The 14,340-nt window shown below is 37.9% G+C and carries 14 protein-coding genes; 5 read left to right on the forward strand and 9 right to left on the reverse strand.

Features of this window, described 5'->3' with window-relative positions; translation table 11 throughout:
• The first annotated feature begins 4 nt into the window (after positions 1-4).
• From MTZ49_RS04360 to lpxB, 5 genes are read left to right on the forward strand one after another with little or no spacing between them, the layout of a single operon-like run.
• The gene (locus tag MTZ49_RS04360) at positions 5-508 is read left to right on the forward strand and encodes an OmpH family outer membrane protein (RefSeq protein WP_264747171.1); all 504 of its coding nucleotides are present in this window, start codon (positions 5-7) and stop codon (positions 506-508) included.
• Positions 509-519: 11 nt separating this feature from the next.
• Entirely contained in the window at positions 520-1,566 is a 1,047-nt protein-coding gene (gene lpxD, locus MTZ49_RS04365) for a UDP-3-O-(3-hydroxymyristoyl)glucosamine N-acyltransferase (protein WP_264747172.1), read from the forward strand.
• 59 nt (positions 1,567-1,625) lie between these two features.
• Positions 1,626-2,069 (forward strand): 3-hydroxyacyl-ACP dehydratase FabZ, encoded by a 444-nt coding sequence (gene fabZ, locus MTZ49_RS04370; protein WP_264747829.1) that lies wholly within the window; start codon positions 1,626-1,628, stop codon positions 2,067-2,069.
• Entirely contained in the window at positions 2,066-2,842 is a 777-nt protein-coding gene (gene lpxA / locus MTZ49_RS04375) for an acyl-ACP--UDP-N-acetylglucosamine O-acyltransferase (protein WP_264747173.1), read from the forward strand. Before fabZ ends, lpxA begins: the two co-directional genes overlap by 4 nt.
• Positions 2,802-3,974 carry a lipid-A-disaccharide synthase gene (gene lpxB / locus MTZ49_RS04380; protein WP_264747174.1) on the forward strand — a complete coding sequence of 391 codons (1,173 nt, stop codon included), beginning with the start codon at positions 2,802-2,804 and terminating at the stop codon, positions 3,972-3,974. Before lpxA ends, lpxB begins: the two co-directional genes overlap by 41 nt.
• On the opposite strand, the gene tcdA is transcribed toward lpxB, so the two are convergent.
• The 9 genes from tcdA to MTZ49_RS04425 form a co-directional block, all read right to left on the reverse strand.
• Complete coding sequence (tcdA, locus tag MTZ49_RS04385; protein WP_264747175.1) at positions 3,964-4,770, reverse strand: tRNA cyclic N6-threonylcarbamoyladenosine(37) synthase TcdA; 807 nt, start codon at positions 4,768-4,770, stop codon at positions 3,964-3,966. The genes lpxB and tcdA overlap by 11 nt on opposite strands.
• On the reverse strand, positions 4,767-5,384 hold the full coding sequence (gene rnhB / locus MTZ49_RS04390) for a ribonuclease HII (RefSeq protein WP_264747176.1): 618 nt from the start codon (positions 5,382-5,384) through the stop codon (positions 4,767-4,769). The genes tcdA and rnhB overlap by 4 nt, the downstream gene beginning before the upstream one ends.
• Positions 5,385-5,472: 88 nt before the next feature.
• Positions 5,473-5,814, reverse strand: a complete 342-nt coding sequence (locus MTZ49_RS04395) for a DMT family protein (RefSeq protein WP_264747177.1) — start codon at positions 5,812-5,814, stop codon at positions 5,473-5,475.
• A gap of 94 nt (positions 5,815-5,908) precedes the next feature.
• A complete protein-coding gene (locus MTZ49_RS04400; protein WP_264747178.1) occupies positions 5,909-7,657 on the reverse strand; it encodes a DUF1302 domain-containing protein in 1,749 nt (582 codons plus the stop codon).
• 75 nt (positions 7,658-7,732) lie between these two features.
• Positions 7,733-8,527, reverse strand: coding sequence for an enoyl-ACP reductase FabI (fabI, locus tag MTZ49_RS04405; protein ID WP_264747179.1), 795 nt, complete (start codon positions 8,525-8,527; stop codon positions 7,733-7,735).
• 3 nt (positions 8,528-8,530) lie between these two features.
• Positions 8,531-10,159: an ABC transporter ATP-binding protein gene (locus MTZ49_RS04410; RefSeq protein ID WP_264747180.1), complete on the reverse strand. Its 1,629-nt coding sequence runs from the start codon at positions 10,157-10,159 to the stop codon at positions 8,531-8,533.
• Between the two features lie 5 nt (positions 10,160-10,164).
• Entirely contained in the window at positions 10,165-11,364 is a 1,200-nt protein-coding gene (locus tag MTZ49_RS04415) for an ABC transporter permease (protein ID WP_264747830.1), read from the reverse strand.
• 10 nt (positions 11,365-11,374) lie between these two features.
• On the reverse strand, positions 11,375-12,457 hold the full coding sequence (locus MTZ49_RS04420; RefSeq protein WP_264747181.1) for a microcin C ABC transporter permease YejB: 1,083 nt from the start codon (positions 12,455-12,457) through the stop codon (positions 11,375-11,377).
• A 3-nt stretch (positions 12,458-12,460) separates the two neighbouring features.
• Positions 12,461-14,338, reverse strand: coding sequence for an extracellular solute-binding protein (locus MTZ49_RS04425; protein WP_264747182.1), 1,878 nt, complete (start codon positions 14,336-14,338; stop codon positions 12,461-12,463).
• Positions 14,339-14,340: the final 2 nt, after the last annotated feature.

Genomic DNA, 14,340 nt, shown 5'->3' on the forward strand with positions numbered 1-14,340 from the left:
ATTTATGTATAAACTTACTAAGCTAGCGTTAGTTGCCTTTCTAGCATTTAGTGCTCCAGCTTATGCTGAAATGAAAATAGCCGTGTTAAATTATCAGATGGCATTATTGGAGTCTGATGTTGCTAAAAAATATGCTGTAGATTCTGAAAAAAGATTTGGTCCACGCATTACTAAATTGAAATCATTAGAAGAGCAAGCTAAAAAATTACAAGACAACTTAATTAAAAATGGCTCAAAAATGAAGCAGGCTGAACGTGAACGTTTGGAGCTTGAACTCAATCAAAAAGCCCGTGATTTTCAAATGCAGTCTAAAGAGCTCAATGATAGTAAAATGAAAGCAGATCAAGATATGCTTAAGATTATCAAGCCAAAATTAGATAAAGCAGTTGAAGATGCACTAAAAGCTGGTGGTTTTGACTTAGTATTAGAAAGTGGTGCAGTAGTAGATGTAAAGCCTCAGTATGATATTACTAAACAAGTAATTGATCGTTTAAACAAAATGAAATAATACGAATTAATATGCCTAAATATACACTTGCCGAATTAGCTGAAAAATTTAATGGAACTGTTAAAGGTGATCCAAACTATGTGATTAGCGGTTTGGCTAGTTTGCAAACAGCAACAGAAAATGATTTAAGTTTTTTAGCGAATGCGCAATATAAGAAATTTTTAACTGAAACGAAGGCTGGTGCTGTTTTACTTAAAGTAGATCTTGCAGAAGCTTTTACTGGTAATGCCATTTTATTAGATGATCCTTATCTAACCTATGCTAAGGTTTCTTATTTATTTGATACAAAACCTGTAAGTCAGCCTGGTATTCATCCAACAGCTATTATTGCAGAATCAGCAAAAATTGATCCAACAGCTAGTATTGGTGCTTATGCCGTTATTGAGGCTGATGTAGTTGTTGGGGCTAGAACGGTGATAGGTGCTCATAGCTTTATTGGTGAGCGTTGTTTGATTGGTGAAGATGGTTGGATCGCACCTCGTGCTACTTTATATCATGATGTAAAAATTGGTAAAAGAGTAGTCATTCAATCTGGTGCTGTGCTTGGTGGTGAAGGTTTTGGTTTTGCTATTGAGCAAGGAAATTGGTTTAGAATAGCACAAATTGGTGGTGTTACATTAGGCGATGATGTTGAAATTGGTGCTAATACAGCAGTAGACCGTGGCGCATTATCTGATACTATTCTAGGCAATGATGTAAAATTGGATAATATGATAATGATTGGCCATAATGTACAGATTGGAGACCACACAGCTATGGCTGGTAGTAGTGGTATTTCAGGAAGTACTAAGATTGGTAAACGATGTATTATTGGTGGTAATACAGGTATAGCAGGCCACTTAGAGATTTGTGACAATGTTATGTTTACAGGGATGTCAATGGTTACAAAGTCAATTTCTGAACCTGGTACTTATTCATCAGGTACTTCTATACAAACTTCAAAAGAATGGCGTAAAAGTGTTGCACGTTTTAGAAACTTAGATGAAATGGCACATAAAATACATCAATTAGAAAAGAAATTAGCAGAATTAGGTACAAATAATAAAAGTTCATCATAAATAGCTTTTATACTATACTGCTCGGTTAAATTATATTAGATAGGTCCGCATTGATGAAGATGGATATTAAAGAAATTTTTGAACATTTACCGCAACGTTACCCATTTTTATTGGTAGACCGCGTCGAAGAATTAGATATCGAGGGTGAAGTAAAAACCATCCGTGCTTATAAAAATGTTACTATTAATGAGCCGTTTTTTGAGGGACATTTTCCTAACCATCCTATTATGCCAGGCGTATTGGTATTAGAAGCAATGGCTCAGGCAGCAGGTATTTTAAGCTTTAAAATGATGAATGCGAAGCCTACTGATGGCACACTATATTATTTTGTGGGTACTGATAAGTTAAGAATTCGTCAGCCAGTATTACCAGGTGATAAATTAGAATTAAGAGCTAAGTTCTTAGGTGCTAAACGTACTATTTGGAAGTTTGAATGCCAAGCTTTAGTTGATGGTAAAGAAGTGGCAGCCTCTGAAGTGATTTGTGCGGAACGCAAATTATGAGTTTGATTGATTCACGAGCTATTGTAGATCCTAAGGCTAAATTAGCGGATAACGTTAAAGTTGGCCCATGGTCTATTATTGGTCCTGATGTAGAGATCGGTGAAGGAACAATAGTAGAATCTCATGTTATTATTAAAGGCCCTACCAAGATAGGGTGTCATAATCATATTTATCAGTTTTCATCAGTAGGTGAAGATACTCCAGATATGAAATATAAAGGTGAACCTACACGTTTAGTAATTGGTGACCATAATATTATTCGTGAAGGTGTCACTATTCACCGTGGTACTATTCAAGACCGTAGTGAAACGACTATTGGTAACCATAATTTAATTATGGCTTATGTGCATATTGGACATGACTCAGTAATTGGTAATCATGTAATTATGGTTAATAATTCTGGTGTTGCAGGTCATTGTCATGTAGGTGATTGGGCAATATTGGGTGGTTATGCTTTAGTGCATCAAAATTGCCATATAGGTGCTTATAGTTTCTTAGGTGCGGCTTCTTTTATTAGTAAGGATGTGCCTGCTTTTGTTTTGGTATTGGGTAATCCAGCTGAAGCACGTAGCATGAATTTTGAGGGCTTACATCGTAAAGGTTTTGCTGATAATATTATTCATGCTTTGCGAACAGCTTACAAAATTGTTTACCGTAAAGGATTAACAACAGAACAAGCTATTAATGAATTAGCTGACTTAGCTAGTCAATATTCTGAGGTCGCTTTATTCCGTGACTCAATCATCAACTCCAAACGTGGAATTACACGCTAATACTAAGCCTCTTTGCATTGCACTAGTGGCAGGAGAGGCTTCGGGTGATATTTTAGGGGCTGGCCTAATGGCCTCTCTAAAACAACAACATCCTAATATACAATTTATTGGTGTTGGTGGCCCTAAAATGGAAGCTGAGGGTTTGGTTTCCATGTTTCCTATGGAACGCCTTTCTATTATGGGGTTGGTAGAAGTTTTAGGCCGTTTACCCGAACTTATAAAACGTCGTGCTAAATTAATTAAAGATATTATTGCGGCTAAGCCTGATGTGTTTATTGGTATCGATGCGCCTGATTTTAATTTAGGTATTGAATTAAAATTACGTGAAGTTGGTATTAAAACTATTCACTATGTTAGCCCTTCTGTATGGGCCTGGAAGCAAAAACGTGTTTTTAAAATAAAAAAGGCATGTGATTTAGTACTAACATTATTTCCTTTTGAAGCTAAGTTTTATGAAAAATATGATGTGCCAGTTTGTTTTGTAGGCCATCCATTAGCAAATATAATCCCTTTAGAAGTTGATAGAGTTGCAGCTAAGGCAAAATTAGGTATTCTTCAAGATAATAGGGTAGTTGCATTAATGCCAGGCAGTCGAGGAGGAGAGGTTAGTCGGTTAGCACCTGTATTTCTTAAAACAGCTGATATTATTTTAGAACATTATCCAAATACAAAATTTGTTATACCTTGCGCAAATCAGCAACGTAAAGAGCAGATAGAGGAATTATTAGTATCTCATAAGTTACCTGTTACCTTATTAGATGGCCATTCTCATGAGGCTTTAGCTGCATGTGATGTGGTATTAATTGCTTCAGGGACAGCGACATTAGAAGCATTACTTTATGAGCGACCAATGGTGGTAGCTTATAAATTGGCCTCTCTAACGTACTGGATTGCTAAACGTTTGGTAAAAACTCCTTATGTTTCTTTGCCTAATATTTTGGCAGGACGATTATTAGTGCCAGAGATGATTCAAGATAAAGCCGAACCTGATCAGTTGTTTGCTGAATTGCAGCTATTATTAGAAGGTAAAACTAAAGAGCAAACAGATAGTTTTAAAGCTATTCATTTAGCCTTGCGGCAAAATGCTTCTGAGAAAGCTGCTGAAGCAACGCTTAGCTTAATTAATTCTTAAGTGTTTGTCGCTCGCTAGGGCGACGAGAACCATTAACTATTTTTTCTACCATCTTAGCTGCCGCCGCCATGCCAAAACTAGCGGTAACCATAGTCACTGCACCAAAACCACCTGAACAATCTAAGCGAGTTCCATCACCAGTAAAGCCTTTAGCTTGGCATACGCTACCATCTGCCTGTGGGTAACGTAATTGTTCTGTAGAAAACACACAAGGTACACTGTAATGACGTCCCGCAGTTTTAGAGAAACCATAATCACGGCGTAATAAAGAGCGAACTTTTGCAGCTAAAGGATCATTGTAAGTTTTATTTAAATCAGTGATTTGGATTTGAGTTGGATCTATTTGTCCACCTGCACCACCTGTTGTAATAATTTGGATTTTGCGACGTTTACACCAAGCAATTAAGGCTGCTTTGGAAGTTACACTATCAATACAATCAATAACACCATCTAAATCATTATGGATTATCTCTGCCATAGTATCGCGAGTAACAAAATCGATAACAGAGTGTACTTTGCAAGTTGGATTAATTTGTTGAATACGCTCCGCCATTATTTCTACTTTGGCTTTGCCGATATTAGTTTGTAGAGTATGCAGTTGACGATTAGTATTGGAGATACAAATATCGTCCAAGTCGATTAAAGTTAGTTCTGCCACCCCAGTTCTAGCTAGAGCTTCTGCTGCCCAAGAGCCTACGCCACCGATACCCACAACAGCGATATGCGCCTTTTGTAGGCGAGCTAAACCTTGTTCACCATATAAGCGTGCAATGCCTGCAAAACGTGGATCTGTCATAAGGAAGTTCTTTCTTTAAATAATTCAGCAGCCATTCGTACAGGTGCAAATGAATGGCGATGAATAATAGTAGGGCCTAGTTGTTTTAGAGCAGCTAAATGAGTGGCTGTTGGATAACCTTTATGGCCAGCTATACCATAGCCTGGATATTGTTTATCAAGTTCTACCATTTCCCTATCACGGCTTACTTTGGCTAGAATGGAAGCAGCCGCAATAGCAGGTACGGTTGCATCACCTTTAATAACTGCGGAACAAGGTATATTTAATTGAGGACATCTATTACCATCAATTAAGGCCAATTTGGGAGTAATTTCTAAACTTTCTACTGCACGTTTCATAGCTAACATAGTTGCGTGTAAAATATTCAGTTCATCCACTTCTGCCACTTCTGCTCGAGCAATAGACCACGCTAATGCTTTTTCTTTAATTTCTTCAAATAAAGATTCACGTTTTTTTTCTGAAAGCTTTTTAGAGTCGTTTAAGCCAGTAATGGGCTTTGTAGGATCAAGAATAACAGCAGCTGTAACGACAGGGCCACATAAAGGACCTCTTCCCACCTCATCAACACCTGCGATTAAATCTTCCACTAAATTAAAATCTAGTCCTAATTGCATTATGTTACCTTGAATATTAATTGATTAATTATATCAGTAAACTTAATCAATAACAGTTTCATATAATTGCCATTATTGTTATATAAGATCAACTACGAAAAATAAAAAATACAGCGCCCATCATACAGAGGCCTGCCCATAGGTAATCGAGTTTTAATGGTTGGTTCATCACATAAATGCTAAAAGGAACAAATACTGCTAGTGTTATCACCTCTTGCATAATTTTTAATTGCCCTAAAGAAAGTTGGGTATAACCAATTCGATTAGCGGGTACTTGAATTAAGTATTCCCCTAGAGCGATTACCCAGCTTACTAAAGCTGCAATAATCCAAGGTTTACTTTGCATACTACGTAAATGACCATACCAAGCAAAAGTCATAAATAAATTGGATACAGTCAGCATGATTGCTGTAATTAACCAAACGGGCATGATTGATTCTCTATGGTAGATAAAAAGCCATATTTTAGTGATTTTTTAAAAGAGTAATAGAGGGTTAGAGGATACTTTAGTGGAAAAGTTTGATTTAGAATTTTAAACCCATTTCTAAACTAGCGAAATCTCGATCTGACCATGTATTGTAACGGCCACCAAAGAAGTTAGTATAGTTTAAGCCGATATAATAGGTTTTTAGATATTCAGCTGTTACGCCTACACTAATAGCTTTACGACCCTCTACAAAGGTGGCTTCATTGCTTGGCGAGTAGCCTTGTACATCGTGTAACCAGCTGATGCTAGGTTTTAGCGTTAAGCGGGGTAATAAAATATCTTGGTATTGCCATTCACCTTGTATTCGATAACCCCAAGCAAAACGAGTAGTGAATCCATCTTTTTCACAATAACGCGTGTCAATGGAACAATTATAACTACTACCAAATACAGCTTCTCGGCCATATAGGGTTTGCTTACCTAAACCCGCAATATAAGTCATACCTAGCGCAGAAGTTAAATTAAATTCTTTGGCACCCATTACCTCATTAGCTGTTTTGGTTAAACTAGTTTGTAATTGGCTAACTCGTTTACGGTCATAGCCTTTTATTTTTTGATTAGCTGTTAAGGTATTTGTTTCACCAATGGTATTTTTAAATAGCTCAACAGGGCTGATCTGTATGGGCATATTGGGACGATAACTTAACTCACCACGCCAAATTAAGTCGGCACTAATATCTTTTGCAAAGCTAATCCCATACAGATGAATATTTTCAGGATAATCAATAAAGTAACTTGAGTGTCCAGCTAACCATTCTGGAGCAAGTTGACCTAAGCCAGTAGCTTGATTAATAGCTGCTTGGTTAGCTGAGCGACCATTAATAAAGCCTGTGCGGCTATGATAGTTAATAAAATAAAAGCCTAAATCAGTAGCAAGTGGCTCAGCATAATAATTTATAGCGATACCAAATTGTCCAGAAGTTTTTGCGCGCTTATCTTTGTCATGTCGTAATAAAATGCCTTCCTGATTTACATTAACACCTGTAAGGCTGGTTAAATCTGCGCTAGATAATTGATTAGTAGAGCGAAGTACACGTAGGTTATCGGTACAGCCATGGGTTGTATAATCATTAGTGGCAAAAAAAGAATTACAATTTTCAGAAGCAGCAGGACGCCAATCCAGTTGGTAAAAGAATTCAGTAGAAAGGTTTTGGGTTAGTTGTTGGGAAAAAGACAGTAAACTTACAGGTGTGCGTTCAGCACGGGTATTCATATCAGCACGCCAACCCTCTCGGCTATCAATAGGATTAATAACATTGATACCACCTGTAATAAAGCGTTCCTCTCCCCAATTAAGTAGTTGTCGACCTAAACGAACGCTACCTTGTTTATCAGCTAATTGGTAGTGATGATAAACAAAAGCTTGTTGTAATTCTGCACCTGAAGATCGTGAACTAATATAACGACCATGATCACTAATATTGGCAAAAGGTTGTCGTTGGTTTTTTTCTACAAAGTCATACCAGTATTGACCACTAATAAGTAAACCATAATTATCATATTTAAGATGCATACTGTGTTTGCCCTTAAATAAACGGGAAAAGCTATCGCCTTTTTTAAAATTTAATCGGTTGTTATCATTGGTCGTAGCTAAACCTCTGCCACCATTATTACGACCAATAAAGTTATGGTCTGGTTTGGCGGTTGACCAGCTATTTTTAATAGAGAGTTCTGTTTCAAACTGTCCTTCTACAGGACCTATACTAAAAGGAAGGGCATTTGCATTTAGGCTAACAAGAGCAATTAATAGGGAGCTAACAAGAAAAGGCTGCTGGTATGACGGCATCTTTAGGTGTTTCCCTAGCTAAAGTTAAATAAGATAAGGTAATACCATCCAGCAGAAGCTGGATGGTGAATAGAATTAGTCTTCTAATGTACCCATGGCAGTAGTGTTGAAACCGCCATCTACATAAAGGATTTCGCCAGAGATACCAGAGGCTAAATCTGAACATAAGAAAGCTGCTGCATTACCCACTTCATCAATCGTTACATTGCGACGAAGGGGTGTTTGACGTTCGTTAGCAGCTAACATTTTACGGAAGCTTTTAATGCCTGAAGCAGCTAAAGTACGGATAGGACCTGCAGAAATAGCATTAACACGAGTTCCTTCTGGGCCAAGGCTACCTGCTAGGTAACGCACACCTGCTTCAAGACTAGCTTTTGCCATACCCATTACGTTGTAGTTAGGCATGGTGCGCTCAGCACCTAAATAAGAAAGGGTTAATAATGAACCATTACGGCCTTCTAACATTTTACGGCCTGCTTTCGCTAGTGCGATAAAGCTGTATGAGCTAATATCATGAGCAATTTTGAAGCCCTCACGGTTAGTTACAGTGGTGAAATCGCCGTCTAACTGATCGCCTGGTGCAAAACCTACTGCGTGTACAATAATATCAATACCATCCCATTTTTTACCTAGATCAACAAATACTTGTTCAATTTGTTCATCACTCGCTACATCACATGGAAAACATAAATCTTTGTTAGAACCCCAGCCTTCAGCAAATTCTTCTACACGACCTTTCAATTTATCATTTTGATAAGTGAAGGCTAGCTCTGCACCTTCACGATGCATAGCAGCGGCAATACCAGAAGCGATTGATAATTTACTTGCAACACCAACAATTAACGCACGCTTACCTGTTAAAAAACCCATAGTTTATTCCTCTTTTGGAACTGTTTCATTGTCATTAATTGGAGCCAAAAATGCAGCTTCCAATAATTGCTTAGTATAGGGATGCTGTGGAGAAGAAAAGAGCTGCTCGGCTGGCCCCTTCTCCACAACATGCCCTGATTTAATCACCATCAGTTGATGACTGAGCGCCTTGACTACAGCTAAGTCATGGCTAATAAATAAATAAGCAAGATTATACTTCTCTTGAAGTGATTTAAGAAGTTCTACAACCTGCTTTTGTACTGTACGATCTAATGCCGAAGTGGGTTCATCTAATAAAATAAGTGATGGTTTAAGTGCTAAGGCTCTAGCAATGGCGATACGTTGCCTTTGTCCTCCAGAGAACTCATGAGGATAACGATTAATACAATCTTCATCCAAACCCACTTCATTTAATGCTCTAATAATAGCAGTTTCTTGTTCTTCTCGCGAACCTATGTTGTGAATTTTTAAACCTTCGCCAATAATTTGTCCAACGGACATACGTGGACTAAGGCTGCCAAAGGGATCTTGAAATACCACTTGCATTTGGCGACGAATCGGGCGCATTTGCTTTTGGCTGTATTGGTCGATTTCAAGCCCTTGGAAATTAATTTTACCCTGACTCTTCAATAGTTTTAATACAGCTAAACCTAATGTTGATTTACCTGAACCACTTTCACCCACTATGCCTAATGTTTCACCTTGGCGTAGGGTAATATCTATACCATCTACAGCTCGAAAATATTCTTGTTGGCGGCTTAGTAATCTTTTAGGTAAAGGGAACCAGACTTTTAAATCATCGACCCTTAATAACTCAGCACCTAGCTTTTTAGATGAAGGGTAACCAGTTGGTTCTGCTGCGATCAGCTCGCGTGTATAAGGGTGCTGTGGGTGTTTAAATAGTTGTTCACAGTTGCTTTGTTCTACTATTTTACCTTCTTTCATTACACAGACATGGTGAGCAATGCGTCTTACTATATTTAGGTCATGGCTAATAATAAGTAATGCCATGCCCATTCGTGCTTGTAAATCTTTTAGTAGATCAAGAATTTTTAATTGAACAGTAACATCAAGTGCGGTAGTTGGTTCGTCAGCAATTAACAACTCAGGTTCACAGGCAAGTGCCATTGCGATCATAACCCGTTGCCGCTGCCCTCCAGAAAGCTGATGTGGGAAAGCATTAAGTTTGGTTTCAGGTTTTTCAATACCCACTAAGGTGAGTAATTCAATAATTCGTGCTTCTGCTGTTTTTCCCCTCATACCCATATGGAGTGCTAATACTTCACCTATTTGTTTGCTAATTTTGTGTAGTGGATTTAGTGAAGTCATTGGCTCTTGGAAAACCATAGCTATTCTATCGCCACGAATAGCTCTCATTTTTCTAAGGGGTAATTTTAATAAGTCTGCACCATCATAAGTGATGGTACCAGTTGGATTACTTGCTGCTGGGTAGGGCAAAAGTCTTAAAATGGAGTGGGCAGTGACGGATTTACCAGAGCCACTTTCGCCTACCAAGGCGATTGTTTGCCCTTTTTTAATATCAAAGCTAATATCTTCAACAACACGACGCGCAGTATTGTTAGAGGTAAACTCTACTGATAGATTACGAATTTCAATTAGATTATCAGCCATGATGATTATCTCCTTGGGTCAAATGCATCACGGGCTGCCTCACCAATAAATACTAGTAATGACAACATAATAGCTAATACAGAGAAGGCACTTATACCAAGCCAAGGTGCCTGTAAATTTTCTTTACCTTGCCTTACTAATTCACCTAGTGATGGTGCCCCAGCGGGTAAACCAAAACCTAAGAAATCTAAAGAAGTAAGGGTACCGATAGCGCCTGTTAAAATAAAGGGTAAAAATGTCATGGTAGAGATCATGGCATTAGGCAGAATATGTTTAAACATAATGGTGCTATTGCGCATACCTAAGGCGCGTGCAGCCCTCACATATTCAAGGTTGCGACCGCGTAAGAATTCGGCACGTACCACGTCAACCAATGCCATCCACGAGAATAACAACATAATGCCTAATAACCACCAAAAATTAGGTTGTACAAAACTAGCTAGGATGATCAGCATATAAAGCATGGGCAGGCCTGACCAAATTTCCATAAAACGCTGACCTACTAAATCAATCCAGCCACCATAGAAACCTTGAATAGCTCCTGCAACTACACCAATAATTGAACTAATAATAGTAAGTGTTAGTGCAAATAGTATAGAAATACGGAAGCCATAAATAATTCGAGCTAATACATCACGACCTTGGTCATCTGTTCCAAGCCAATGCCAAGATTGGATTGGTGGCGGTTTACCTTGCATATCAATGCAATATAATTTGTATGTTTCAACAGGTAATGAAGCTTTTTCGGCCAATTGTTCTATATCAGGTGGCTTGGTAGCACTATTTAATGCAGGGAAAGGCGCTTTTGAACAACGTTTAAAATATTCTGTTTTATAACTCCAAAAGGGTGGGGCGGGAGCAGGTACTTTCATATCATAGTCGATACTTTGATAATTAAAGCGAATAGGTGCCCAAATCATCCAGCCACCTTTCTCTTTAATTAACTCTTGAATATAAGGTCCCTTATAATTAGTTTCGAGTGGTAATGGCATTTCACCACCAAAAACTTCTTCGTTATAACGTACAAAAGCAGGAAAATACCAATTACCATCAAAACGAAAAACTAGAGGTTTATCGTTGGCAATAATTTCTGAACCAAGGCTGAGTACAAATAGTGCAATAAATATCCATAACGCAAACCAGCCACGTTTGTTAGCTTTGAACTGAGCAAAGCGTCGCTTATTTAGGGGCGATAGACGAGTCATTAATCCCATATCAATGTTCCCTATTAGCAAAATCGATACGTGGATCAACAAGGCAATAACAAAGATCACCAATTAACTTCATGACTAACCCTAGTAGGGTAAAAATAAATAAAGTACCAAATACTACAGGGTAATCACGGCTAATAGCTGATTCAAAACTAAGCAGCCCTAAACCATCTAAAGAGAAAATAACTTCAATTAGCAGTGAGCCTGTAAAAAACATAGCCATAAAAGCAGCAGGAAAACCAGCGATAACAATTAACATGGCATTTCTAAAGACATGTCCATATAAAACTTGTCGTTCAGTCAAACCTTTGGCACGTGCAGTAACTACATATTGTTTGCTGATTTCATCTAAGAAACTATTTTTAGTTAAAAAGGTAAGGGTAGCAAAATTGCCTATTACTAAGGCGGTAATGGGCAATGCTAAATGCCAAAAGTAATCGGTAATTTTTCCCCAGAAACTCAATGATTCAAAGTTATTGGATACCAATCCTCTCAATGGGAACCAGTCAAAATAGCTACCACCAGCAAATAAAATAATTAATAAGATAGCAAATAAGAAAGCAGGAATGGCATAACCAATAATAACGACGGTACTTGTCCAAATATCAAATTTGCTGTTGTGGCGTATGGCTTTGGTGATACCTAAAGGAATGGAGATCAAGTACATTAGTAATGTACTCCATAACCCTAGGGAAATAGAGACAGGCATCTTTTCTAGTATTAGGTCAGTAACATTGGTATCTCTATAAAAGCTTTTACCTAAATCAAAGGTGGCGTAGTTTTTTACCATTATCCAAAAACGTTCACCTGCTGGTTTATCAAAACCATACATTTTTTCGATTTCTTTGATTAGATCAGGATCTAGTCCTTGTGCCCCTCGGTAACCTGTACCAACTGAAACTTCACCACCACCACCCGTGATACGACCAGTGGCACCACCTGTTGCAGCATCTAAGCCTTCTAAACGCGCAATAGTTTGTTCAACAGGGCCTCCTGGGGCTGCTTGAATGATAACAAAGTTAAGTAGCAAAATACCGAATAAGGTAGGAATAATGAGCAGTAAACGCCGTAAAATATAATCAGACATTTATTATTTGCCTACCTGTTCTATAGTTGGCTGCTCTGTTTTAGAAGCAGGTTGTGTTGTGGGATTTTGTAGCATGGTGTTATCTTCTTTGGGCTCAGTATCTAAAGCCCACCAAGTAAACAGACCATAATCATAGTCAGGCGCTATATCAGGTTGACCAAATTTATTCCAATAAGCAATACGCCATTTATCAGTGTAGTAATTCCATACTACGTAATAGCCCCATTGTAAAACACGATCTAAAGCCCTTGCGTGGAGAATTAAACTTTCTCTAGAGTCAGCTTGAATTAGCTGTTCAACTAATTTATCTACAACAGTATCTTTTAAGCCAAGAATATTTTGGCTGCCCACTACATCAGCACTAGAAGATGACCAATAGTTACGCTGCTCATTACCGGGTGAGTTACTTTGCCCCCAAATATAAGAAAGCATATCAAAATCATGGGAGCGAAGGCGATTGATAAATTGTGAAGTATCCACACGGCGGATTTCCATATCGATGCCTATTTCAGCAAGGTTATTCTTAAAGGGTAAAAGAACACGTTCAAGATTTGCTTGGTGCATTAAGAATTCGAATTTTAATTGTTTACCTTCTTTATCAACCATTTTGCCATTTTTAATTTCATAGCCAGCTTCTTGTAATAATTGGTAAGCCTTACGTTGTTGTTCTCGAATAATGCCTGAGCCATCTGACTGGGGAGCAGTAAATACAGTAGTAAACACTTCATCAGGTACTTGCCCTTTGAAAGGTTCTAAAATGGCTAGCTCTTTTTCTGTAGGTAACTCATGAGCTGCCATTTCGGAGTTTTCAAAATAGCTACTTACTCGTTTATAACTATTATAGAAAAGTTGACGATTTGACCATTCAAAATCAAACAATAGACTAATAGCTTGTCTCACTTTTTTATCTTGAAAAATGGGGCGACGAAGATTAAAAGCAAGTACTTGAATATTGGCAGGGTTATGATTGGTTAGCTCTTTTTTGATCAGCTTTCCTTCTTTTAGGGCAGTACCTTCATATCCGGTTGCCCAACTTTTGGCAGAGTACTCTAAGCTAAAATCAAACTGAGCAGCCTTGAATGCTTCTAGAGCAACTGACATATCACGGTAGTAATCTATAATTATTTTATCAAAGTTATAAAAACCTTTAACAACAGGTAAATCTTTCGCCCACCAATCATCTACCCGTTCATACTCAATACTGGCATTAGCTTTTACTTTTCCTATTTTATAAGGACCACTGCCTAATGGTGGAATAAGGTTTGTTACAGTAAAATCTTTATCTTGCCACCAGTGCTTGGGTAGTATGGGAAGTTGCCCTATAATCATTGGTAATTCACGATTATTTTTAACCTTAAACCGAAATAGCACTTGATGTTTATTTTCTACTATTACTTTACTCACATCAGCATAGTATTGGCGAAAGAAAGGGCGACCATCCTTTTTTAAAATATCAAAAGTAAAGACCACATCTTCGGCTGTTATAGGATGACCATCATTAAATTTAGCTTCTTTTCGTAAATAAAAACGTACCCAACTTGAGTCTGGCGCTTTGTCTATTTTTTCCGCAACTAGACCATAAATAGTGTTAGGTTCGTCATAAGATTGAATAGTTAACGTATCGTAAAGTAAGTCTGTGTAAGTAGCTGGATTACCTTTTGGTATAAAGCTATTAAATGAGTCAAAACCACCATAGCTAGCAAGTCTTAGAGTGCCGCCTTTAGGAGCATCAGGATTAGCATAGGCAAAATGTTTAAAGTCGGCAGGATATTTAGGAGCTTCATCATACATGGTCATGGCATGCTGAGGTTTTGCTTGAGTTAAAGTGCAAATGAGGCTCAATATTAAAATAAATAATAAAGGTAGGGTTTTATTAGTCATTA

Source organism: Entomomonas sp. E2T0 (assembly GCF_025985425.1).
Classification (GTDB): Bacteria; Pseudomonadota; Gammaproteobacteria; order Pseudomonadales; family Pseudomonadaceae; genus Entomomonas.

Coding starts and splice junctions, on each gene's coding strand:
- MTZ49_RS04400 (WP_264747178.1), bottom strand. CDS start 7,657: ATGCCGTCATACCAGCAGCCTTTTCTTGTTAGCTCCCTATTAATTGCT.
- MTZ49_RS04425 (WP_264747182.1), bottom strand. CDS start 14,338: ATGACTAATAAAACCCTACCTTTATTATTTATTTTAATATTGAGCCTC.
- MTZ49_RS04420 (WP_264747181.1), bottom strand. CDS start 12,457: ATGTCTGATTATATTTTACGGCGTTTACTGCTCATTATTCCTACCTTA.
- fabI (WP_264747179.1), bottom strand. CDS start 8,527: ATGGGTTTTTTAACAGGTAAGCGTGCGTTAATTGTTGGTGTTGCAAGT.
- MTZ49_RS04360 (WP_264747171.1), top strand. CDS start 5: ATGTATAAACTTACTAAGCTAGCGTTAGTTGCCTTTCTAGCATTTAGT.
- lpxD (WP_264747172.1), top strand. CDS start 520: ATGCCTAAATATACACTTGCCGAATTAGCTGAAAAATTTAATGGAACT.
- MTZ49_RS04410 (WP_264747180.1), bottom strand. CDS start 10,159: ATGGCTGATAATCTAATTGAAATTCGTAATCTATCAGTAGAGTTTACC.
- MTZ49_RS04395 (WP_264747177.1), bottom strand. CDS start 5,814: ATGCCCGTTTGGTTAATTACAGCAATCATGCTGACTGTATCCAATTTA.
- fabZ (WP_264747829.1), top strand. CDS start 1,626: ATGGATATTAAAGAAATTTTTGAACATTTACCGCAACGTTACCCATTT.
- lpxA (WP_264747173.1), top strand. CDS start 2,066: ATGAGTTTGATTGATTCACGAGCTATTGTAGATCCTAAGGCTAAATTA.
- tcdA (WP_264747175.1), bottom strand. CDS start 4,770: ATGACAGATCCACGTTTTGCAGGCATTGCACGCTTATATGGTGAACAA.
- rnhB (WP_264747176.1), bottom strand. CDS start 5,384: ATGCAATTAGGACTAGATTTTAATTTAGTGGAAGATTTAATCGCAGGT.
- MTZ49_RS04415 (WP_264747830.1), bottom strand. CDS start 11,364: ATGACTCGTCTATCGCCCCTAAATAAGCGACGCTTTGCTCAGTTCAAA.